The following is a 22,635-nucleotide window of genomic DNA, read 5'->3' as shown; positions in this document are numbered from 1 at the left end:
AAACCATCGGTGCAAATGTTGTACTGACCTCCTATAGGTAGACGTTTCGTCTAACTCTTGGGGGTCACTACCTGTTGCACCGATGGTTTGCTTCTGCTAGTTTATTCTAGTTCTGCTGTTTCTTGAACGTTCACTGCTTTTTTTGCCTGTGTTTTTTGCTCGATCCGCATAAAGAAGCGCATGAAAAAGGCAATCAAATAGATAGAGAAAGCGGAAATAAGTGCTTCTTGCCAAGAAAAAATCAGGAGATTCAACAAGATGATGATCAGATTGGTTAAGAAGACACCACTAGATTTTCGAATGCCATAGTATTTTTCCAAAATCAGCGGCGGAATCGTGACCCCACCATTGGAAGCACCGATTTTGTAAAGTGAAAAAATACCGAAGCTAAAGAAGAAACTACCTAAAATCAAGGAAACGGAATAAAAACGCAAGAGCATGATCTCTGGTAAAAGCGCCAGAAGAACGGGAAATGCCAAACTACCGATAACCGTATTGACAAAGACCTCTCGCTTTAAAAGCAAAAATGCCAACGCCAGCATCAATAAATTAATCCCCCAGACAACGATATGGCGATTGATCGACCAGCCAGTTTCGATGAGGTAGCCAATCGACCCGACACCGGCAGAAGCAATGCTGTGAGGTAAAAGGAAGAAGTTTAATGCGATGCAGATCCATAGCACCCCAAGCAATAAAGCAAGATTTTTTTTGATAAGTGTTTCCATCAACGTTCTCCTTTCGATCTGGCAACTATTTTTATGTATAAAAGCTTCTGTCTATTCTATCAAAAAAATCGTAAAAGAAAGAACCAATTTTTTCATGAAAACATGAAAAAATTGATTCTGACCTTCAAGAAAGTATTCTGCTATTTTTTCATTCCTTTAAGATTGCTGTTAAGCTGCACAGCAATCACAAGCGAAAAGGATTTCTTCTACAACAGATTCCCGCCATGCTCTTCTATTCGCCATACGTTTCTTCTCTGACGGCAAATGAACAAAGTAAACCGACAATTCTGATCCTTTAATCAATTGATAGGACATCAAGCGATTTTTTTGCTGCAAAAGCAGCTGATGCTTTTTCGGGGAAAGGGAAAGATCAGTTGCGGACACCAATTGCTTTAATGCCTCTGAATGACAAAGGTTTCTTTCTGGTGCGACACTGATCAATTGGCTGACCTCTGCTAATTTCATCGCCTCGATCACCCGCAGCGTTGCCCGCGGATCATGGATATCCGTCAAAAAAACCGACTGGCAACCTTGCAATGCCCGAACGAGTCGTCCTAAATCGAGAAAGTCACCATCAATGATCGTCTCACGCGCAGCATCAATCTGTTGCAAACGCTCCGTTGCCTGGCGGGCATAGAGTACTAGGGAGAAATTGGTTCTTTCTAAAAGTGTTTGGCGTGTCAGCTGCCCAATCGTTCCAGCAGCACCTAAAATCGCAAGTCGTTTCATAAGCTTCCTTTCTATTGGATTCCATTGAGCAGAACGTGTCAATTTCCATAGCAGCGAATTCAGTCATTAAGACTTAGTGACCAAATTGGCTTTTCGTTGACGTAACCGTTCTTCTGTCGGCAGAACATGCTCGTCGTAATGTTCCAATTTGTATTCTAAACGTTCAACAGCTTCCGTCATATCTGAGATTTTCTCCCGCAAAACTGCAATTTGTTCGGCTAACAGCTGCTTGCGCTCAGGAACCGTCCCTCGCCCTTCTTCAAATAAAGCCAGGTAATGACTCAGTCCATCAATCGATAGTCCAGCGTTGCGCATTTGCCTGGTAAAGGTGATCCATTTTAAGTCGTCATCATCAAATTCACGAACACCGTTTTTATTGCGTTTGACCGGCGGAATCAGCCCAATTTTTTCATAGTAACGGATGGTATCAGCTGAGACACCGCTCAGTTCACTGACTTTTTTGATATTCATGGCTTCACTCCCTTTGTTTCGCGTTTTTTCTTCCTCATTCGCGGTGTATTCCCTCTTTAATCAAGGAGCCGCTTTTGACTGTGTCTGATTATTCCGCTCCTACCACTGCATGAGGCAAGTAAGGCTCTTCCAAATAAGCAATCTCTTCGGCAGTCAGCTTTAGATCAAGGGCAGGTAAAGCATCCAATAAATGACTTTCTTTTGTTGCGCCAATAATTGGTGCGACCACTTGTTCTTTTTGCAATAACCAAGCCAAGGCGATTTGCGACCGTTTGCTTTGGTGATTGTCAGCGATCTTTGCGACTCGTGCCACGATCTCCCGGTCTTGTTCCATCGTTTTGTCGTACTTTTGATTGGCGGTTTTATCCGTTAAGTACCGTTTGGTCTCTGCACCCCAATCTCTTGTTAACCGTCCGGCAGCCAATGGGCTATATGGCGTCACGGCAATTTTTTGATCGGCACACAAGGGCATCATTTCTCGCTCTTCTTCTCGATAAAGCAAGTTCAAGTGATTTTGCATCGAAACAAATTTGGTCCAGCCATTTTTTTCAGCGACTGCTTGTGCTTTGGCAAATTGCCAAGCGTACATCGCAGATGCGCCGATATAGCGTACTTTTCCAGAAACTACCAAATCATGTAATGCCTTCATGGTTTCTTCAATTGGCGTGTGGTAATCCCAACGATGGATGATATACAGATCAATGTAGTCCATTTGCAGGCGTTTTAAGCTTTGTTCGACTTGATAAAAGATCGCTTTTCGAGACAGCCCTCCACTGTTTGGCCGTTGCTTCATTTTTGAATACAGTTTTGTGGCAACCACGATCTCATCTCGCGGCGCAAAATCATTCAATGCTCGACCGACGATTTCTTCGCTCGCTCCATAAGAATAGACATTTGCCGTGTCAAAAAAGTTGATACCTAGATCCAAGGCTTTTTTGATGACTTCCCGACTGTCGGCTTCTTCTAACACCCACTCATGAAAGCCACTATTGGGATCGCCAAATCCCATTGTCCCTAAACATAAAGGTGACACATCAAGTCCCGTATTGCCAAATTTTACATAGTTCATTTGCTCGTCCTCCTGTTTTTCAAGTTACACTAAGCATACAGGTTGAAGTGCACTCTAAGTCAAGCGAATCAGCAAACTTTTTTTTCATTTTACTCGCAAATGATCCCAAATGCCATTTCATTAGCATTGTGTATTCTTTTAAATCAGCTTTTGGTACACTAAAGATAAGTATTGATACGCTATCTAGCCGAGAAAAAGGAGCGAAAGATTTTGACTTGTATTTTTTGTACTGCCTCAAAACATGCGATCATTGAAAACGAACGCTTTTATGCGATCGCTGATAAGTACCCCGTCACCCCTGGACACTTGCTATTGATCCCCAAAGCGCATCGCAGAGATTACTTTGCTCTCACCCAAGAGGAATTACAAGACTTGCAGGCTTTGTTGCAGGAAGGCAAAGCTTATTTATTGGAAACCTATCGACCAGACGGCTTCAACATCGGCTTCAATTGCGGGGAGGCTGCTGGACAGACGGTCTTTCATTGCCATTGTCATTTGATCCCACGCTACCAAGGCGACGTAGAGCAGCCAAAAGGTGGCGTTCGAGGCGTGATTCCTAACAAGCAAGCCTACTAAACACAAACAAGCCGTTTCTCCAGCAAAGGGAAACGGCTTGTTTATGTTTGTTAAAATGAGGACGCTTAGGAATTGATCGCTGAATGATTCATCAATCGATTGATATGAACGCCTAGATAGACGATTTCATTGACAGGGATCTTCGTTTGGTATTCTTTATCGATATAGGCTTTGACTTTTGTCGCGATCTCCATAGCATTCGGATAAAGAGCCCACATTTGACGGTATAGTCCTTCATCATCTTCTTGCAGCAGACCATCCAAAAAGAATCGGTCAACGAAGAAACGCACGTGGGTGATAAAGCGATTGTAATGGATCGAATTGGTGTTGACGTCTTGCTGGATCGAGTAGCGCACCATATTGACGATCAACCCGATCAATTTGGCCTTTTTCAACCCATCTTGATTTTCCTCGGTGTTCGACTGGGCATTGATCAAATGAAACGCGATATTGGAGGCTTCTTCTTCTGGCAGCTCAATTTGATACTTCTCTTTCAACAAGCGTAGTGCCTGTTCGGCGGCTCGAAATTCCTCTGTATAGTAATTCTTGATTTCCCAATAGAGCCGATTCGTCACACTCAAGCCTTTTTGCTGACGTTCTACAGCAAAGTGCAAGTGATCCGATAAGGTGAGGTAAATCGTTGAATTTAGCGGATATGGCAGCATTTTTTGCGCCAGCTGGACGATTTCTTTGGTCATTTCAAAATAGTACAACGGAATCTCATCCACTAAATTGGCAAACTGACCTGATTTTTTTTCATCGATTGGCAGAAAAACTTGATCGATCTGGGTATCGGCTATGCTGTCGCCGACTTTCTTTCCATAGCCGATGCCTTTCCCAAGTGCAATCATTTCTTGGCCTTCCTTATCAACAAGTACGACACTTGAATTTAAGACTTTCTTGATGTAAATCATGCACTCTCGCTCCTCACTGTTTATTCTGCCAAACTCGCGCCATTGGTGGCGATCACTTCTTTGTACCAGTCGAAGGAATCTTTTTTCAAACGGTCATAACTGCCGTTTCCTTCATCATCGGCATCCACATAAATGAAGCCATAGCGTTTCGTCACTTGTGACGTACCAGCACTGACCAGATCGATCGGTGCCCAAGAAGTATAACCAATCAAATCGACCCCTTCATCGATGGCTTCCTTCATTTGTTTGAAGTGTGCCTTGAAATAATCGACCCGATACGGATCATGCACTTGGCCGTCTTCAAGGACATCGACGGCGCCCATACCATTTTCAACGATCATTAATGGCACTTGATACCGATCATACAATGAAAGCAAGGAGATTTTCAAGCCTTTAGGATCGATCTGCCAGCCCCATTCAGTTGACGGCAGCTTGGGATTTTTTACCCCTAAAACCGTATTGCCCGGTGTCCGTTCCGCATGTGGGTCGCCTGATTCAGCCATAGACATATAATAACTGAAAGAAAGAAAATCAACGGTGTGATCTTTTAAGATTTGGCGGTCTTCTGGTGCCATTTCAATCTTGATGCCCCGTTTTTCCAGATCTTTTTCAATCATTCGCGGATAAGCACCTTTGACTTGAACGTCCGCATAAAAATCATTTTCCAAGTTTTTCTTTAAAGTTAATTCAACATCCAATGGGTCACAAGTCAATGGATACGTCATCAACTTCGTGATCATACAGCCGACTTTGTTGTCGGGATTTATTTCATGGGCGATTTTTGTCACTAATGAGCTGGCCACAAATTGGTGATGGAGGGCTTGATACACGTCTTGCTCTTCCTTACCAGCTTCTGATTGCTCAGGAATGAGACCTGCTGTTGTAAAGGGATGACGATGGATACTGTCGATTTCGTTAAAGGTCAGCCAATACTCCACATACTCCCCAAATTCTTCAAAGCAAACGGTCGCAAAACGGACAAAGTCATCGATCACTTTACGTTCCACCCAGCCATTGTACTTCAAGCTAAGCGCTAACGGCATCTCATAGTGAGACAACGTTACGATCGGTTTGATTCCCAAACGCTGCATTTCTTGGAAGACATTGCGGTAAAAAGCGATCCCTTCTGGATTGGGTGTCGTTTCTTCCCCAGTTGGGAACAATCGGGTCCATGCAATCGATAAACGCAATACTTTAAAACCTATCTCCGCAAATAAAGCCAAATCTTCTGGATAGCGATGATAGAAGTCGATCCCTCGGCGTTTTGGATAGATGGTATCCGTTGAATCCGCCATTGCTTCTTTGACGGCTTCAACAGTCACGCTCATATGTGCTGCAAAGTTTTTCACGTCGACATGAGGTTTGTAAGTAGCCACATCCGCTACCGACAAGCCTTTGCCGCCAAGATTCCATCCCCCTTCTACTTGATTTGCGGCGATAGCGCCACCCCATAAGAAGTCCTTTGGAAAAGTTGTTTCAGTCATTTTTTCAATCCCCTTTTACATTGTTTTTGTTGCATTGCTCATTGGTTTAGACGATCGGTGCAATCGATAAAACACCTTGTTCGTTGCGCTCATCGGTTGATTCGATCGGTTTGACAGTAAAGTTCTCTTGATTGGTGACCACACAGATCACGATTGGATCAAACCCAGCTGCTTTGATGGCATCTAGATCAAATTGAATCAGGGGTTGCCCTTGTTTCACTTGATCCCCCGCTTTCACGTAAGGGGTAAAGTGTTTGCCTTCTAATTGAACGGTATCCAAGCCGATATGAAAGAGCAATTCTGCGCCATTACGAGTTTTTAACCCGATCGCATGGTTGGTTTCAAACAACATCGTGATTTCGCCATCTTCCGGTGCGATCAATTCGCCAGACGTCGGTATGATCCCGAACCCTTCTCCGATCATACCGCTTGAAAAGACTTCATCGTTGACTTCAGATAAAGCTACCACTTGCCCATCTACTGGTTTGCTCAATACTTCGGCTTTGGGATCGGCAACAGTCGTCTTATTTTCTACCACTTTGTCTTTGAATAAGAAAAGGACAAGGACAAAAGAAACAGCAAAGGATACCCCTAACGTGACCAATGCCCACACAAGATTCATCGGGTTGGCTTCATCCACGAACATAGTGATACTTGCTAGACCAGGGCCAACTAATGCGAAGGCCTTGATGGCAAACAAACCAGCCACCGCACCACCAACTAGGCTGGAAGCCATCACGCCGTAAAGCACTCGTTTATGCAGGATCGTCACCCCATACAAAGCAGGCTCGGTGATGCCAAAAAGGGCGGAGATGCCTGCAGAAACAGCGGTTGAACGAAGTTTTTGGTCTTTGGTCCGAACACTCACCGCAAAACAAGCACCAGCTTCTGCGATGTTATGTGCCAATGAGGCAGGCAAGTATAACAGCTCTGCCCCCATCTCACTCATGGACGAAACAGCATAGGGAATCATGGCTTTGTGCATACCAGTAACCACCATCAATGGTAAAACAGCGGCTAAAATCCCTGTTGCCACCCAACCTAAATGGGCATACAGCCAAATGATCGCTGCTGAAAAAATCGTTCCGACTTCAAAGCCTAATGGGCCTAAAATCAATAAAGCAACTGGAACCGTAATAACTAAGCTCATCATTGGAACAAAGAAGATACGGATCGGTTTTGGTGAGATTCGGGTAAACAGCTTTTCAATTTGAGCGTAAAATAAAACCGTTAAAATGGCTGGAAATACTTGTGACGCATAAGCGATATTTTGTAAACCGAAGCCCATGAACGCTGCGCCATCTGTCAATAGTGTCGTTAGTTCAGGCAAAATCAAGGCACCGACAGCGGAAACCGCCACCAATTGGTTGACCTTTAATTTATTTGCCGTGGTGATCGCCACTAAAATCGGTAAGAAATACAATGGTGCGCCACCGATCAGATTCAAAATTTGATACGTCTGGCTCGTATTGTCCATCAATCCAGTGACAGAAGCAAGTAACAGTAAGGATTTCAAGACGCCCCCTCCAGCGACTGCTGGAATCAACGGTTGAAAAATCGAGATAATAAAATCAAGCAGGACCGCACCCCACGATTGTTTTTGTTTGCCTTCACTTCCTCCATCCGCTGTTAGCTCATGACCTAACACGTTCATAACCTCATCATACACTTCGACGACATCATTGCCGATGATGACTTGGCATTGGACATTTTGTCGCACCCCAATCACGCCATCGACTTTTTCCAAGGCATCTTTTTGTACGAGGCCATTGTCTTTTAAGGTAAAGCGCAAGCGTGTGGAGCAATGTTCCAAATGTGCGATATTTTCTTTTCCGCCAATCAACTCAACGATGGCAGTTGCCGTTTCTTTTAGATTCATAATTTTCTTCTCCTTTAATTAGTTTTCCTTTGTTGGCCAAACAAAGAAAAAAGCAGGCAACACCTACAAAAACATTGAACGGAATCCAACGATCCCTTCCATGTTTTTTATAGGTCCTGCCTGCATTACCAGTCACATGCCTGTTTTATTACTTGCATAATACCATGCTTCATTTGAAAACGCAACCACTGTTTTTAAAAAATTTTCCTCAAGTCTTTTTCTGAATCTGGAAGTTTGCTACACTTAGTGGATAATCAGTTGTTTCGTCTTCCTTGGCTTGCACCAGAAGCAAGAAGAACATCGCTGAGTAAACGTATCACAAGAAAGGATGAATCGGATGACTCCATTGAATCACTCACTGCATATTGCCGTCCCCACAGCATTTGATCATGCAGAAAGACTTGACACGAAAAGGACGATCGCTCATATCTTGCAACTGCAAAAGCAAGGGATCAAATCGGTTTTGGTGTGCGGCTCCACCGGTGAACAGCACTCATTGACCTTAACAGAAAAAAAACAGCTTCTACATGACTTAGCGCAAGAAACCAGCTGGGCAGCCGATTTCGAAGTCCTCTTCGGTTTAGCTGGCATCGTATTTCATGAAACGCTCGCGTTGGCAGAAGCAATCAGCAAAAATCCCCGAATCGATGGTGTGGTTTTAGGCTTTCCCCCTTATCTTTGCCTGACGCAAAAGGAAGCCGTGCTCTATGCTCAGGGATTGATCCATACTTGCGAAAAACCAGTTATTTTATACAACAATCCCCACCGCACGGGCTTTGATTTATCTGCAGAAAGTATCTTGACCTTGATCGCTGACCCTCGGGTGATCGGCTTAAAAGAAGCTGGCAGGAAGGAGCGAGTGCCTCAACTAAAAACAAAGACGGCTGCCGATTTTCGCTTTTATGCTGGTGGTGAAGCGGACTTGGCGGAAAAGGTCGCACTAGGGTTTAACGGGCTGTCATCAATGGCAGGAAACCTTTGTCGCAAGGAGATCCAGGTGATTTGGCAGGGCTTATTGAAAGGTGATGCAACGATTTCTACGTCGAATGAATGGCAGAATATGGAACAAGCAGCTGCTGGCGATCCAACCAATACCATCAGTTACCTTCCGTGGCTCAAGCAGCAAATCACCATTGATGGACAGCCCTTTGGCTTTTGTCGTCAGCCGCTAGGTCTAGCAACAATTGATCGGTTTGGCACTGGCTCAATTCTTCCTCATCTAGCACATGAAAGGCAGGAGAACCAGACAAATGAAGATTGATGCACCGATTGATCCACAACTAAAGCACTATATTGAAAGCTCCATCATCCCGCAATACAACCAATTGGATAGCAGTCACTCCCCAGCGCACGTCCACCAAGTGATCCAAAATAGTTTTGAGATTGCTGAAACATTGCCCGTTGACCTGAATATCGTCTATACGGTAGCTGCCTACCATGATATCGGCTTGCTCTATGGCCGTAAAAACCACGAAAGCAATTCCCGCAAGATCGTTGAACAAGATGCTGTGTTGCCACGCTTTTTCTCTCCTCCAGTCATTTCAATGATCGGCGAAGCTGTAGAAGATCATCGCGCCTCGCTGCCCTATGAGCCTCGCTCGCTTTATGGCAAAATTATTTCCGAAGCCGATCGCGACTTAGATTTTGAGCGAATCCTCAAGCGAACCTTGCTTTTTGCTTATGAGAAAAAGCAGCTGACAGATTTAGAACAATTGCATCATGAAGCGTATCAGTACATTTCAAAGAAATACGGTCCTCAAAGTGAGCTGAAGGTTTGGTTGGATTATCGCAAAAACCAAGACGGTTTGGCGATCATCTATCAAAAATTAGCACAACCTGAAAGCTTCCGTCACTCCTTTGAAAAAATCGTGCCGTTAGTTATCGCTACAAGCAAAGAAACTGACGATTGACACTTTGATCCAGCACCAGACTTCAAATAGGAACCCTCTGATTCAGCGCCGCAGTTGTGTCTGCACTGAATCAGAGGGCTTTTACTGTTATTCTAAACGTTCTTTCTCCACTAAAATCCCCCGCCCCTTCGCTGCTCCTACCCTCCTATTCAAATCAAAGGGCAGCAAGTGGTTTTCTTCAATCAACAGACGCCCCTTCTAAATAACCTTCCTTTTTTCACTGAATTTACTCTTTGTAAGCAAGATAGTTTGCTGAAAATAAAAAAAATGGTATTTTTATTTTATCAAGTGATAAAATATTAGGAGGAATCGTTATGTTTTTGGCAATCAATGAAATACGCCATTCCAAATTGCGTTACGCCCTAGTCACAGGGGTCATGTTTTTAATCGCCTATTTGGTCTTTTTTTTAACTGGGTTAGCTTATGGGTTGGCTCAAGATAATCGGATGGCGGTCGACAAATGGGAGGCAGATCAAATTTTGTTGACCGAAGAAGCAAATGATAATTTAAACATGTCGATGCTTCCTCGCAGTCTTTATGATGAAGTCGATGCACCAGAAAAAGCAGTTTTGGCGCAAACCGCTGGAGTTGTGACCAAAGAAGACAACGGTGAAAAAGTCGATGTCACCTTTTTCGGCATTGATCCAGATCAATTTTTAGCACCCAATATTACCGATGGCGAGATGTTTGCTTCAGATGATGAAGCGGTCGCCGACAGCAGTATTGAGGAAGAATACGGGATTTCCATTGGTGACACCATCAAATTAGCAGGCAGTGACAAAAAATTGAAAATCGTCGGTTTTACAGATAACGCCCGCTTCAGTGTCGCTCCGGTCCTCTACACCTCGATCGGTGCCTATCAAGAAATTCGTTTTGAAAAAGAAGATGATTCTGAAAATGCCCGTATCAACGCGATCGTGACTCGTGGCAAAATCAAAGAAGTGCCAGATGATCTGGTCGCCACGGATATCAGCAAATTTATTAATGAATTGCCTGGTTACAACGCACAAGTGCTGACCTTTGGCTTTATGATCGGGTTCTTGATCGTGATCGCTGCCATCGTTATCGGTATTTTTATCTATGTGCTAACGATGCAAAAATCAGAAATTTTTGGTGTCATGAAAGCTCAAGGGATCTCTAGCCGCTACATTGCTTTTTCGGTGATCGCCCAAACGTTCTTATTGGCAACCTCGGGTGTTTTGATCGGTGGTTTGGCAACGATCGGTACCGCCCTCGTGTTACCTGCGGCAGTGCCATTCCAAATCAATCTATTATTCTTTGCTAGTATTAGTGTCATGATGATTCTGATCGCGATGCTAGGTGCTTTCTTCTCGGTGCGAACGATTGTAAAAATCGACCCATTGAAAGCAATCGGATAGGAGGAAAAAACATGAGTGCCATTGAATTCAAACAAGTCAAAAAATCATTTAAAGATGGGGACGCGACAATTGAAGCCTTGAAAGAAACCAACTTTTCGGTAGAAAAAGGCGAATTTGTCGCCATCATCGGTCCTTCTGGCTCTGGGAAAAGTACCTTTCTAACGATCGCCGGTGGTCTGCAAGCCCCCTCTGAAGGCGAAGTGTTTATCAATGACGAACCCTTCAGTAAACAAAAAGAAAAGCAACGGGCAAAAACTCGTTTCAAAAAGATCGGCTTTATTTTACAAGCTTCCAACCTTGTCCCTTTTTTGACGGTCAAAAAGCAACTCCAATTAGTGGATAAGGTCAGCAAAGAAACCCAAGAGCAATCAGCAACTGAATTGTTTGAACAACTTGGGATCGAAAAGCTGCAGAACAAATACCCCGATGAACTTTCTGGTGGTGAAAGACAGCGGGTGGCTATTGCCCGAGCGCTCTATCATGATCCCACCATCATATTGGCAGATGAACCAACGGCGAGTCTTGATTCAAAAAAAGCCGTCGAAGTCGTCAAAATCTTAGCAAAAGAAACCAAAGAAAAACAAAAAGCCACCATTATGGTGACCCATGATACCCGTTTAACAGATTATTGTGATCGGGTTCTCGTCATGAAAGATGGCGTTTTAGAAGAAAAAGAACACACGAAAAAAGAAGCCGAATCAGATGATTCGCAGAAGGAGCAAGCATGAAAAAAATTATTGTTGTCGGTGCGGGCGTGTCAGGATTAGCTGCTGCTGTCCGTTTGCAAAAACTTGGCTATGACGTCACCCTCTACGAAAAAGAAGGTCAACCTGGGGGCAAAATGAATCAGATCAAGGAAAACGGCTTTACCTTTGATGTGGGCCCCACCATCGTGATGATGCCTGAAATTTATCGTGAAGTGTTTGAATTTGCTGGCGTTGATCCGAATGACTATATTCCTATGGAGAAAGTCGATCCGATGCTGCAGCTGTATTTTGCCCAAGACGAACCGCTGACCTTCTCAAATGACTTAGTAGAATTGACCAAAACGCTAGAAGCGATCTCAGAAGAAGATGCTCAAGGCTATTTTGCCTTTTTAGCAGATATTTACAAACGCTATGTGATCGCCAAAGAGTCCTTCATCACCAAGTCGTTTCGGACATGGCGAGATTTTTACAATCCCAAATCATTATGGGCAGGGTTAAAGCTGCGAACGTTTAGTGACGCCTACTCTTCCATTTCTAAATTTGTCAAAGATGATCGCCTGCGTAAATCATTGGCGTTTCAAACCTTGTATATCGGTGTCTCCCCTTATCAAGGGCCGTCTCTTTATACGATCATTCCTATGATCGAATTGATGTATGGGGTCTATTTCATCAAAGGCGGCATGTATACGTTAGCCACTGGTATGGCACGTTTGTTCCAAGAATTAGGCGGTACGATCCATTACAATACCCCGATCGATGAATTATTGATCGAAAACAAGCAAACCAAAGGCGTTCGTGTCAATGGAGAAACGATCACCGCAGATGCCGTGATTTGTGCGGCTGATTTTCCTTATGCCATGGAAAGCTTGATTCCTGATGAATCAAAACGCGGCAAATACACCAATCAAAAAATCGCTTCGATGGATTATTCTTGTTCTTGTTTCTTGCTTTATTTAGGACTGGACAAAAAATATGAGGATAGCGCACTCCACAGCATTTATTTTGCCAATGATTTCAAACGCAATGTAGATGATCTTTTCGAGGCTGGCAAGCTGCCAGAAGATCCTTCCTTCTACTTGTATCGTCCAACCCTGAAAGATGCTTCCTTAGCACCTGATGGTCAAGAAGGTCTTTATGTTTTAGTCCCAGTACCTGAATTATCTAAATTTGATCAATGGACGGATGAAACGATCCAAAGCTACCGCCAGCAGATCATTGGATTATTAAAAGAAAAAACGATCTTTACGGATATCGATGAACACATCGTGTATGAAAAAATGTATACGCCAGATACGTTCAATGATCGGTTCAATGCCTACAACGGTGCGACATTTGGCTTGAAACCGACCTTAGCCCAAAGCAACTACTATCGTCCCCATAATAAATTTGATTATGCAGAAGGCCTATACTTCTGCGGCAGTAGTACGCATCCAGGAGCGGGTGTGCCAATCGTGATGCAAAGTGCCAAGTTAGCTGTGGAGGAGTTGTTAAAAGATGACCGTTAAATCATTAAGCGTCTTTGATGAATACGACAACGATTTTTTATACTGTGAGGCCATCATAAAAAAGCATTCGAAAAATTTTCATACCGCCTTTTCTCAATTGCCAAAAGACAAAGCCCGCGCCGTCTATGCCGTCTACGCCTTTTGCCGACGTGCCGATGATGCCGTCGATGAAAAGCAAGACCCATTGTTGATCGAAGCCATGAAAAAACGCTTGGAAGAAATGCAAAAACAAGTTTCAGACGATGCGATCGACTTGCCGCAAGCCGTCAAGGAAGAAGATCCTGATGAAGCCATTTGGCGGGCATTGACCCTTTCTTTCCAACAGTTTGATCTGCAATTTCAACCCTTTTTCGACCTATTGGTGGGGCAAAAACAAGACCTTGACTTCCAGCAGCCCACCTCTGAAAAAGAGCTTTCTGACTATAGTTACTACGTAGCTGGCAGTGTAGGTCTGATGCTCTTGCCGATTCTCTCGCAAGCAGCCGCTGCGATTCAAGAGCCCGCCATCAAATTGGGTGAAGCGATGCAGCGCACCAATATTTTACGTGATATTGGCGAGGATCTGCGGATGGGCCGCATCTATTTGCCGCAAACGGTCTTGGCGCAATACAACCTTTCGCGAGAGGCTTTAGCAGCTGGTAATCAAAACCCACAGTTTATCGAGATGTGGGAACACGAGGCGCAACTGGCAGAGACGCTTTATCAAGAATCTTTTGTCATGATGCCGCAAATCGATGAGGATTGCCGTGAAGCTCTATTAGCAGCTGCTTTGATCTATCGGGAAATCTTGACTGTGATTCGCAAAAACAACTATCAAGTCTTTGCTGAAAAAACAGCGGTACCGAAACAACGGAAAATCCAACTTTTGTTTACCGCGAAAAAAATGCTTCGTCAGGAACGTTGGGAGGGCTGACTTTGAACTTGCGAGAAAAAATATTACGAGTGGCAGAAAACCTGTTTATGCAGCAGGGGTATCAAGCAACTTCTACTAGGCAGATCGCAGAAGCCGTCGGCATCACCCAACCCAATCTTTATTATCACTTCAAAGGCAAAGAAGCCATCTATTATGAAGTGATGGTTTCTTTGGCACAAGAGGTTTCTGGAAAGCTAAATCAGACCGTTGAAGATACTTCCTTGACGATCTCTGAAAAAATCTTGAACATGTTTCTTTTTTTAAGAAGTCGGCATCGGATCAATTTTTATATGATGATGCACGACATTCAGCATACCGTTTCTGAGGACACTTCTAAAAAACTGTACTTGCTTTGGCGGAAAAATTATAAAGAACCGTTTCTTGACTTGTTTCGTCGCAGTGATTCCAATCTCCGTTCGGATGTCGACCCAGAATTTGTCACCAGTCAATTGTTAGTACTGATGGCGGCTCATTTGGACTCACCAGAAAAAGAAGACAAGATGCCAGAAGCGATCGATTTGTTTTTATTCGGTGCACTAGGCAATGGGCCAATTGCGAAATAGTTGGAACGTTGGCTTTTGTCCCAAGAATAATCATTCGACGAATTTCTGACAATCGCGTACACTGATCCAGTAAACAGAAACTTAAAAGGATGGATGTACATGTCAAAAAATCGAATCGAAGCCTTTACCGATGCGGTCATTGCGATCGTAATGACCTTATTAGTATTGGAATTGCACCAGCCCGAAGGCGATACCTTTGCTTCTTTTTTAGGAGTGGAACAGCAATTTATTATTTATTTGATCAGCTTTGTGATGTTAGCGATCTACTGGAACAATCACCATCATCTATTTCAAGTAGTGTCTAAAATCGACGGTTGGACCTTGTGGGCGAATCATTTGTTGATTCTGGCACTGACCCTCTTTCCTTTTGTAACGTCATGGGTCAGTCGTTATCCAGTCGCTCTTGCCCCTCAGCTGCTATATGGGGCTGTCATTTTATTGACGGATTTCAGCTATTTCCTAGTTGGAAAATCCTTGGTTCGTGCCAATCCTGACAATCAAGCCATCGTGGAACTGTTTCGCGGATACAAGAAACTCTACTTTACGTTGTTTATCAACGTGCTGGCATTGCTCCTGGGCTGGCTGATCCATCCCCTATTTATCATCACACTGGATAGTCTCGTGCTATTGTTGTGGGTGATCCCTGAGAAAAAAGTAGAAACCTTTTTAAAACAATAAAAACACTTGCGTCCTTCTCCTAAAAGCGGTGAATGATTGCGCACAAGCAGCCGATTGGTCTACTTTTGCGCAGTCATCCATCAAGAGAAGGACGCAAGTGTTTTTTCTAGCGAATCAAGTCTTTCCCAGGTGCCTGCAAGACTTGTTCAACTTGTTCTTTGGTGGTTAAGGGGACATCTCCCAGCATTGTATGAGCCAAAACTGCATTCGTGATAGCAAAATCAGCGGTGCGTTGGAGCGACCATTTTTCGGCATAGCCTAATAATACGCCAGCAGCATAGGCATCCCCTGCCCCGATCCGATCCAACACTTGCAGCAGCTGCGGTGCCGTTTCATAGGTATCTTGTGCCGTAATGATCCTTCCGCTGATAAACTGCTTGTCTTCCACGGCTAGACGCCGTGTCCCGCAGAACCATTCTAGTTGATACTGGTCAATAAAGGATTGGATCAATGCAAGCTCGGCACCTTCTGTTTCCTCTAAGGGATAAGCCAAGAGCTCCTCCAAGTCACGGACAGAGCCGAAAACTAGGTCACAATAGGGTAGGATCGTTTCATACCGTTGTTTCAGTACCTCCCGATTTAATTCTTCATTCAAGCTTGGACGGAAGTTGAAATCAAAGCAGACGCGAATCTGCTTGGCATGGGCCTGTTTGGCCAAAGCCAAAGCTGTTTGCCAGGTTTTCTCAGTCAAACTAAGAGAGATCCCGCAAATATGAATGAGATCGACCGTTTCTAAAAACCCATCGATAGCATATTCTTCTGGACCTGAAACGCCAAAGGAACTATGATGGCGATTTTGATACGTCACATAGGTCGGACGAGCGCCGTAGCCGATCTCGGCGAAATAACTGCCGATATGACTATATTTTTTGCCAACAAATGCCGTCTGGATTCCATAGGAACGCAAGCTGGCTTTTGCCGTATCTCCTAATCGGTTGGCTGGCACCTGCGTCAGCATCGACGTCGTCAAGCCGAAATGCGCCAAATTGCCTAACAGATTGACCCCTGTTCCCGTAAAATCCATCCGCAAAGAGTGGGTCTGTTCCAACGTTCGATATTCTGGTGGCGTCAACCGCATCATTACCTCACCGTAAGCACCGATCCGCATCATTGATCCCCCCTATTTGGCTGCTGCCAACACCTTTTTCGTCATTTCTGCTAATGTCTGTACATCTCCAGGGCGTGTGTCCCCTGTTTCGCCATCGATGATCGAGCTGTAAATATGTGGAATGATTTTTTTCACTCCTGCATCAACAGCGATCTGCAAGATTTCTTCAAAGTTTTCTAAATCGATACCGCCGGTCGGTTCCAAATAAAAATCATTCGCGGCACAAGCCTCGGCTACCGCTTGATATTCTGCTTTATGAGCCAACCCTTTCATTGGAAAATACTTGATAGAACTAGCGCCCATGTCTTTTAATAAAGCGATCGCTGTTTCAACTGGGACTTCTGCAGCTGGAGTTTGTGAACTCAATGGACCAGTCGCAATATTGACATAGCCGACTTTTCCCGTTGGTGAAACAAGGGCATTGACGATCGTTTCAGATTGTCCTAGCAAAGCTCGTGAGGTCCCCGCTCCCGTGAACACTTGGTTAACATGCTGTGGTTGAAGAACAGCGGAAATTCGGGAGACCATTTCACTTTGATTGGGGTCGCCAGCACCAAGCCCTACAGAAAGGGCATTATTTGTTGCCACTTGATAGTTCTTCATGTCAGCGATAGCCGCCTCGTCACTATCATAGTTTTTTGATAAAACACCTAGGACGATGTTGCCCTCTGCTGCTTCGTAACAAGCTTTCGCATTGTCGATGGAGTTTGCTAACACATTTAGACAGACACGGTCAGCGAAATAATTGGGTGAAGTTTTCATTTTTGGGTTGCTCCTAACATAATTTCTTGTAAGCGATCAGTGATCACTGCCATTTCTTGTTCATTGACTGCTCGGATATCAAATTCAATAATGCCGTTATTGGCTTGGTACTCACGGGTATAAATCGCTGGTTCTCCTGCTTTTAGCGCGTCGATCACTGCTTTGGCACTTGGTTCTTTCACTTTGACACTCGCCCGATAAATGTCTCTGCCAGCGCTGTCTTGAACGATTTTTGCTTCGAAACCAGTGATTTCATTGATTGCCGCAATAAATGGTTGTAGACGCTCTTGCATCGAAGCGCCAGATTCTGTTCCCTCCGCTAGATAATCCGTCACGGCTTGGGTAAATCCGAGAATATTGTCTTTACCGATTTTCATTGCTCGACCTATCCCTTTGGATTGCAGGCGCACCCAAGAGACATAGGGCTGCTTGCCGATCACTAAGCCAGCACTCGGTCCTGACAGTGCTTTGGCACCTGAATAGATCACTAAATCAGCACCAGCTTGGGTATAGGCAAACAAATCTTCCTCAGCAGCCGCATCAACGATCAATGGAAGATCGTGTGCCTTGGCAACTTGGGCCGTTTCTGCTACCGTCAACATACTTTTTTGAACGGTGTGATGACTCTTTATGTAGAGGATCGCCGCCGTTTCGGGTGTGATCATCTGTTCAATGTGCTCGGGTGTACACATATTGGCATAGCCTGCTTCCACTACCTTCCCACCACCTTGTGTCACCATCACTTCCACTGGTGTGCCATAATCTACGTTGTGGCCTTTGGGCAAAATGATCTCCCGCTTACTGATTTTCTCACTATATGGATGATACAAATGATAGCTGTCGCCTTGACCGATGAGTGCCGCCACTGATTGGGCGATCCCCGCTGAAGCGGAAGAAACAATCTGTGCATCTTCCGTTTTCAACAATTCTGCTAAATAGGCCCCAGTTTTTTCTGCTAGATCTGCCATTTCAAAGAAATGCTCCCCGCCGTAGCGCTGGGCTGCAAGCACACTTTCGCTGACTTTCGAGACACCTAGAATCGTCATTTTGCCAGAAGCATTGATGACTTCTTTCAAGCCTAATTCTTCAATATTCAGTGTCAAAAAGTTCCCCTCCTATCACCGCTTTTTGCGGCACGATCTGTTGTGTCGTGATTCGGCGATTGCCGTTAGAATCCGTCAATTCCTTTTCGCCCGCTTCAAAGCGGAAAATCGTAAAATCAGCATCATATCCCAATGCGATCTCGCCTTTGTTCTGTAAATGAAATTGCTTTGCAGGGGCACTGGTCACCTTCTCGATGATCTCACGCCAATCATACCCTACGACCGCTAATTTTTCCATAGTCGTCGCTAAATCAAAGACTGGTCCATTGGTACGATTGCGAATGTAGATATCTGTACTAATGGAAGAAGCCTTCAGCTGATTGGCAAAGGCTGTCTCCGCCACGTCAAAATTGAAACTGTCTGTCCCATGACCAATATCGAAGACCAAGCCTTTTTCATAGGCAGCAAAGACGAAAGGCTTGATGGTTTGGTTTGTCTGATCCAAAATCCCATTGGCTTTGCCGTTAAAGCAATGGGTTACCACATCGCCTGTTTCCAATTCAGCGAGAATCTCTGCTAAATTCGGTGGTGCTGAACCAATATGGACCATCAAAGGCAGCGGTTGATTTTCAGCTTGGATCGTTTTCGCTAATTTCAACGGCGTGATGCCATTTTCACCGATCACCGTTTTGCTCATTCGGGCTTTGATCCCGACGATAAAGTCAGGAAACTTCTGCAGTGCTTCTTTGACCAATTCTTTTTTGACTTTTGACAGATCCGCAAGTTCATCCTGCTCTACGATCCCCCATTTGGAAATGTTGACTAAAGCAAAGACATTGGTTTTGGCTTCTTTGGCTAAATCATAAAACCGATGGATATTTTCAGCGCCCGTCGTCCCCGCATCGATAACGGTCGTGACGCCTTGTTTGACACCGATCTCGTCTGGATAATCATAATAGAGCGTCATTTCCTCGAAACAATGGACATGGTCATCGATCCAACCAGCTGACAAGAACTCCCCTTCTGCTAAGGTCAGCTCTTGTTTCGCCTGCTCCTGCAATGTGGGTGCCAGAGCAGTGATTTTGCCGTCTTGAATCCCAATATCAAATACTTCTTCATCGATCGTGCGGGCTTGACGAATAATCAAATCAAACATCTCGTTACACCTTCCTCTCTGTGAAAGTGAATTTCGACCATGGATGGATAAAGGGCAGCAGAACTAACTCTTGTTCGACGATCGAACCGATTTTATTTTTTCGTGGATCTGAGTGAGGCTCCAGCACGACTTGCAGCTCGTTTTTGTACTTGCCAAAACGATCATTGCCGATCACAACGTCCCCTCGTTGAAAGACGCCTTCGTGGTCATGGACAGGATTGTCATGGTTCTTATACTTTTTACGAACTTCTGTGGAACGGATCATCCGATCGGTGATATCGCCTCGACGGTAATGCTGCTCGTCAAGGGCGATTTGGCGTTCAACTTCATTGATTTCAGGCACAAATTCAATCGCAAATGCGGTCTGGTAGCGATCAATCGCTCCTAGTGCCGCCAATTCTGCTTCCGAAGCATAAGCATTGCCGATAATGACATCATCAATCAAGCCTGTGGCAAACAAATGCTTTGCGGCAGTTTCTACAGGCATTCTTCGGTGCATTTCTAAGGTCGGTAAGCCATCATTGATATCCCAAGGTCCGATCGTTCCCGTTTGAGAAGAGATAAATGCGGCGGTTCGAATGCCTTTTTCCTTGAAACGACGACTGCATTTTTCAAAGAAATCATAGGGTAAGGCAGTCCCTTCTTGCGGATAGAAATTGTGGCAGCCGTATAAGTAAGGAATGTTGGCTTGATAGGTCAAAATATTGTCTAAATACGCCACATCATTGCTCATATTCAATTCAACAGCTAAACCAAAGGGATTATAGGTCAACATCGCTTCTTTGTTGCCGTCAAAACCTAAATCTAAACGAATTCCATCGGCACCTAGTTCATGGAAAAAGGTCAAATCATCATAGGAGATGCCTAGTTCAGAAAAGATGGCTGGTGCCACGTCTAAAATCGTTTCATAGCCTAATCCTTTGGCAAAATCAATCAACGCTTTAAATTTTTTCTGCACGTTTTCTTTGCCGTCACTCACTTCCAACATACTCATAAAAATGCGGCTAAAGCCATAATCATGGGCTAATTGCAGATAGGCTTTATCTGTTTCAAAATCACTGTGATCGGGATACACCGATACTCCTAGTTTTCTTTTCAACTTATCTCATCCTCATTTCTTCATAAAAAGCAGTAAAACGTGTCAGTAAAAGCGAACTGCAAACAATCGTCGCCGTCATCGTCAAAAATGGTCCCCACGGAAACTGACGGCTCAGTAGGATCGCTGCAGCAACGCCAAGAATCCCGAACAAAAGCATCCGCCAAAACGGCACTTCTTGAATTTTTTTCCCTTGTGCTGATTTTGTTAACCAAATTTGACAACCAAAAAATAAACAAATGGCATAAATCCCCATGTTTGCACCTCACTCTTTTTGTTTTGCTTAAGCGGCTGTTTCTTCTTCTTGCTCTCGGGCAATCTGTTGTTTCTCAAAGACTTTAAAGAATGGGTAATAGATTGCGAGTGTGATAAAGAAGTTGACGATTACTAAAATCGCTGCTGCGATACTCCAGTCTGTACTCATCCAGGCGGCGATTGGTGCTGGAATGGCAAACCCAAGTCTGGCAGCCATCATCGGTACGACGCCCGTAATGGTCGCGAAGTAAGAAATCGTTGTCGTAATCAACGGTGCCACCAAGAAAGGAATGCCTAAGATCGGGTTCATTACGATCGGTGCACCGAAAATCACTGGTTCATTAATATTGAATAGGCCTGGCAAGATGGACAAACGGCCCAATTGTTTCAAGTATTTTGATTTGGAGAAGAAGAACAAAACGACCAACGCTAAGGTCGTACCGGCTCCACCGATCCATACGAACCATTGTAAAAATTGTTCCGTAAAAATATTAGGCAATTCATGCGCATTGCCAGATGCTTGGAAGGCTTCCATATTTTCAGCGATGGAAATATCCCAGAAGGGACGAATGACAGGACCCATGATGGCTGGTCCATGAATTCCCAGTACCCAGAAGAAACAGATCAAGAAGACAGTCAATAAACCACCAAACAAACTGTTACCCGCTAGCACGTCTTTTAACGGCATCAACAAGTTACTTAAAAAGCCATTGATATCAAAACCGAGCATATGACGGATCACCCAGAACAAAATCAAGATCGCTCCACCGGGAATCAATGCCATAAATGAATTTGTCACTTCTGGCGGCACACCATCTGGCATTTTGATGGTGATATTTTTTACGATAAAGAAACGATAGATTTCAACGGACAAGATCGCCGTAACGATCGCACCAAACAAAGAGCCGGAACCTAGGTTGGCCACATTGATATAACGCCCGGCATCAATGATACCTTCCACAGAATCAAAGACTCGCAACGGTGGTGCAGCGGTTACAAGAAAGGACATCGTTGCTAAGATACCCGCAGTCAATGAATCCAGCTTGTAGCTTTTGGCTAGCGATGAAGCAATCCCATACGTTGCATATAATGCCAATAATCCTACTGTATAACGAAATGGAATATCCAAAACTTCCCGATACGGTTCGATCACCGCAGCGACCGATTCAATGGGGAAATTCAGCAAAATCGTAAAGAACGACCCAACGATCGTTAATGGTAAAGTAGCGATGATCCCCTTACGAATCGCTACCATGTGCCGTTGCATCCCCACTTTATTTGCAATCGGCATCAACTTCTGTTCAATAAATTCTACAAACCCTTTCATAATCGCCTCCTTAGTTTATAACATTATAATGTTTATACAAGGATAATAGCACAGAGGATCTGGGTTCGTAAATAGTTTTTTAAACAGTAGATAGAATAATCTTTTCGCAATAACATTTCCTACAGTAACCATCAAGCGTCCTATCGTTGTCCTTTCGGTCGATACTGATACATAAAACGATTTTGGATGACGGTACAATTGATAATAAGTAACAAAATGAAAACTGGTGCCAAAGGAGTGCGGATCAACAAGAAAAACAAACTGAGTAAGAAAAGTAAGGAAACAAGTAATAGTTTCCAAAAAGCCAGCGTGATTTTGGCATTATTTTTTTCTAAAAGAAGATGGGTCAGAAAAATCAAGATCAAACAACTCACTACTAGAACCAT

Annotated in this window: 24 protein-coding genes; 9 read left to right on the top strand and 15 right to left on the bottom strand. The window is 44.2% G+C overall.

Annotated elements, in window-relative coordinates:
• Window positions 1-101 precede the first annotated feature (101 nt).
• The 4 genes from IGI96_RS13850 to IGI96_RS13835 form a co-directional block, all read right to left on the bottom strand.
• Complete coding sequence (locus tag IGI96_RS13850) at window positions 102-725, bottom strand: YitT family protein (protein ID WP_144808501.1); 624 nt, start codon at window positions 723-725, stop codon at window positions 102-104.
• 168 nt (window positions 726-893) lie between these two features.
• Window positions 894-1,454 carry an NAD(P)H-binding protein gene (locus IGI96_RS13845; protein WP_144808498.1) on the bottom strand — a complete coding sequence of 187 codons (561 nt, stop codon included), beginning with the start codon at window positions 1,452-1,454 and terminating at the stop codon, window positions 894-896.
• A gap of 66 nt (window positions 1,455-1,520) precedes the next feature.
• Window positions 1,521-1,925 carry a MerR family transcriptional regulator gene (locus IGI96_RS13840; protein ID WP_005235261.1) on the bottom strand — a complete coding sequence of 135 codons (405 nt, stop codon included), beginning with the start codon at window positions 1,923-1,925 and terminating at the stop codon, window positions 1,521-1,523.
• 88 nt (window positions 1,926-2,013) lie between these two features.
• On the bottom strand, window positions 2,014-2,994 hold the full coding sequence (locus IGI96_RS13835; RefSeq protein WP_005235260.1) for an aldo/keto reductase: 981 nt from the start codon (window positions 2,992-2,994) through the stop codon (window positions 2,014-2,016).
• 210 nt (window positions 2,995-3,204) lie between these two features.
• Between IGI96_RS13835 and IGI96_RS13830 the strand changes: the two genes are divergently transcribed.
• A complete protein-coding gene (locus IGI96_RS13830) occupies window positions 3,205-3,570 on the top strand; it encodes an HIT family protein (protein WP_005225720.1) in 366 nt (121 codons plus the stop codon).
• A 65-nt stretch (window positions 3,571-3,635) separates the two neighbouring features.
• On the opposite strand, the gene IGI96_RS13825 is transcribed toward IGI96_RS13830, so the two are convergent.
• The 3 genes from IGI96_RS13825 to IGI96_RS13815 are packed head-to-tail and all read right to left on the bottom strand — an operon-like array spanning window position 3,636 to window position 7,847.
• Window positions 3,636-4,484 carry a PRD domain-containing protein gene (locus IGI96_RS13825; protein ID WP_375838624.1) on the bottom strand — a complete coding sequence of 283 codons (849 nt, stop codon included), beginning with the start codon at window positions 4,482-4,484 and terminating at the stop codon, window positions 3,636-3,638.
• 20 nt (window positions 4,485-4,504) lie between these two features.
• Window positions 4,505-5,968, bottom strand: a complete 1,464-nt coding sequence (locus IGI96_RS13820; RefSeq protein ID WP_005235257.1) for a glycoside hydrolase family 1 protein — start codon at window positions 5,966-5,968, stop codon at window positions 4,505-4,507.
• Between the two features lie 46 nt (window positions 5,969-6,014).
• Window positions 6,015-7,847 carry a beta-glucoside-specific PTS transporter subunit IIABC gene (locus tag IGI96_RS13815; RefSeq protein ID WP_375838625.1) on the bottom strand — a complete coding sequence of 611 codons (1,833 nt, stop codon included), beginning with the start codon at window positions 7,845-7,847 and terminating at the stop codon, window positions 6,015-6,017.
• Window positions 7,848-8,184: 337 nt separating this feature from the next.
• On the opposite strand from IGI96_RS13815, the gene IGI96_RS13810 reads away from it, so the two are divergent.
• The 8 genes from IGI96_RS13810 to IGI96_RS13775 all read left to right on the top strand — a co-directional run bounded on the left by IGI96_RS13810 (window position 8,185) and on the right by IGI96_RS13775 (window position 15,502).
• Entirely contained in the window at window positions 8,185-9,108 is a 924-nt protein-coding gene (locus IGI96_RS13810; protein WP_438785226.1) for a dihydrodipicolinate synthase family protein, read from the top strand.
• A complete protein-coding gene (locus tag IGI96_RS13805) occupies window positions 9,098-9,757 on the top strand; it encodes an HD domain-containing protein (RefSeq protein WP_005225715.1) in 660 nt (219 codons plus the stop codon). The genes IGI96_RS13810 and IGI96_RS13805 overlap by 11 nt, the downstream gene beginning before the upstream one ends.
• 314 nt (window positions 9,758-10,071) lie before the next feature.
• Window positions 10,072-11,136 (top strand): ABC transporter permease, encoded by a 1,065-nt coding sequence (locus IGI96_RS13800; RefSeq protein ID WP_005235249.1) that lies wholly within the window; start codon window positions 10,072-10,074, stop codon window positions 11,134-11,136.
• A gap of 11 nt (window positions 11,137-11,147) precedes the next feature.
• Entirely contained in the window at window positions 11,148-11,864 is a 717-nt protein-coding gene (locus tag IGI96_RS13795) for an ABC transporter ATP-binding protein (RefSeq protein WP_005225713.1), read from the top strand.
• Window positions 11,861-13,348, top strand: a complete 1,488-nt coding sequence (locus tag IGI96_RS13790) for a phytoene desaturase family protein (protein WP_005235239.1) — start codon at window positions 11,861-11,863, stop codon at window positions 13,346-13,348. The genes IGI96_RS13795 and IGI96_RS13790 overlap by 4 nt, the downstream gene beginning before the upstream one ends.
• The gene (locus IGI96_RS13785) at window positions 13,338-14,261 is read left to right on the top strand and encodes a phytoene/squalene synthase family protein (protein WP_015509467.1); all 924 of its coding nucleotides are present in this window, start codon (window positions 13,338-13,340) and stop codon (window positions 14,259-14,261) included. The genes IGI96_RS13790 and IGI96_RS13785 overlap by 11 nt, the downstream gene beginning before the upstream one ends.
• 2 nt (window positions 14,262-14,263) lie before the next feature.
• Window positions 14,264-14,824 (top strand): TetR/AcrR family transcriptional regulator, encoded by a 561-nt coding sequence (locus IGI96_RS13780; protein WP_010747950.1) that lies wholly within the window; start codon window positions 14,264-14,266, stop codon window positions 14,822-14,824.
• A 99-nt stretch (window positions 14,825-14,923) separates the two neighbouring features.
• The gene (locus IGI96_RS13775) at window positions 14,924-15,502 is read left to right on the top strand and encodes a TMEM175 family protein (protein WP_010747949.1); all 579 of its coding nucleotides are present in this window, start codon (window positions 14,924-14,926) and stop codon (window positions 15,500-15,502) included.
• A 106-nt stretch (window positions 15,503-15,608) separates the two neighbouring features.
• Here IGI96_RS13775 and IGI96_RS13770 read toward each other — a convergent pair whose 3' ends face one another.
• The 8 genes from IGI96_RS13770 to IGI96_RS13735 form a co-directional block, all read right to left on the bottom strand.
• Window positions 15,609-16,613, bottom strand: a complete 1,005-nt coding sequence (locus tag IGI96_RS13770) for a sugar kinase (protein WP_015509465.1) — start codon at window positions 16,611-16,613, stop codon at window positions 15,609-15,611.
• Window positions 16,614-16,622: 9 nt separating this feature from the next.
• The gene (gene dagF / locus IGI96_RS13765) at window positions 16,623-17,372 is read right to left on the bottom strand and encodes a 2-dehydro-3-deoxy-phosphogluconate aldolase (RefSeq protein ID WP_074931736.1); all 750 of its coding nucleotides are present in this window, start codon (window positions 17,370-17,372) and stop codon (window positions 16,623-16,625) included.
• Complete coding sequence (locus IGI96_RS13760; RefSeq protein ID WP_015509463.1) at window positions 17,369-18,475, bottom strand: DgaE family pyridoxal phosphate-dependent ammonia lyase; 1,107 nt, start codon at window positions 18,473-18,475, stop codon at window positions 17,369-17,371. The genes dagF and IGI96_RS13760 overlap by 4 nt, the downstream gene beginning before the upstream one ends.
• Window positions 18,459-19,571: an amidohydrolase/deacetylase family metallohydrolase gene (locus IGI96_RS13755; RefSeq protein WP_010747945.1), complete on the bottom strand. Its 1,113-nt coding sequence runs from the start codon at window positions 19,569-19,571 to the stop codon at window positions 18,459-18,461. The genes IGI96_RS13760 and IGI96_RS13755 overlap by 17 nt, the downstream gene beginning before the upstream one ends.
• 4 nt (window positions 19,572-19,575) lie before the next feature.
• A complete protein-coding gene (locus tag IGI96_RS13750; protein ID WP_034872254.1) occupies window positions 19,576-20,670 on the bottom strand; it encodes a DUF871 domain-containing protein in 1,095 nt (364 codons plus the stop codon).
• Between the two features lies 1 nt (window position 20,671).
• Entirely contained in the window at window positions 20,672-20,923 is a 252-nt protein-coding gene (locus IGI96_RS13745; protein WP_005235223.1) for a hypothetical protein, read from the bottom strand.
• A gap of 27 nt (window positions 20,924-20,950) precedes the next feature.
• The gene (locus IGI96_RS13740) at window positions 20,951-22,249 is read right to left on the bottom strand and encodes a PTS sugar transporter subunit IIC (RefSeq protein ID WP_005225702.1); all 1,299 of its coding nucleotides are present in this window, start codon (window positions 22,247-22,249) and stop codon (window positions 20,951-20,953) included.
• A 140-nt stretch (window positions 22,250-22,389) separates the two neighbouring features.
• On the bottom strand, window positions 22,390-22,635 hold the full coding sequence (locus IGI96_RS13735; protein ID WP_074931746.1) for a hypothetical protein: 246 nt from the start codon (window positions 22,633-22,635) through the stop codon (window positions 22,390-22,392).

The organism is Enterococcus sp. DIV0421 (assembly GCF_051713745.1).
In the GTDB taxonomy this organism is placed as follows: domain Bacteria; phylum Bacillota; class Bacilli; order Lactobacillales; family Enterococcaceae; genus Enterococcus_D; species Enterococcus_D casseliflavus.
This window is presented reverse-complemented; position numbering and strand designations above follow the sequence as displayed.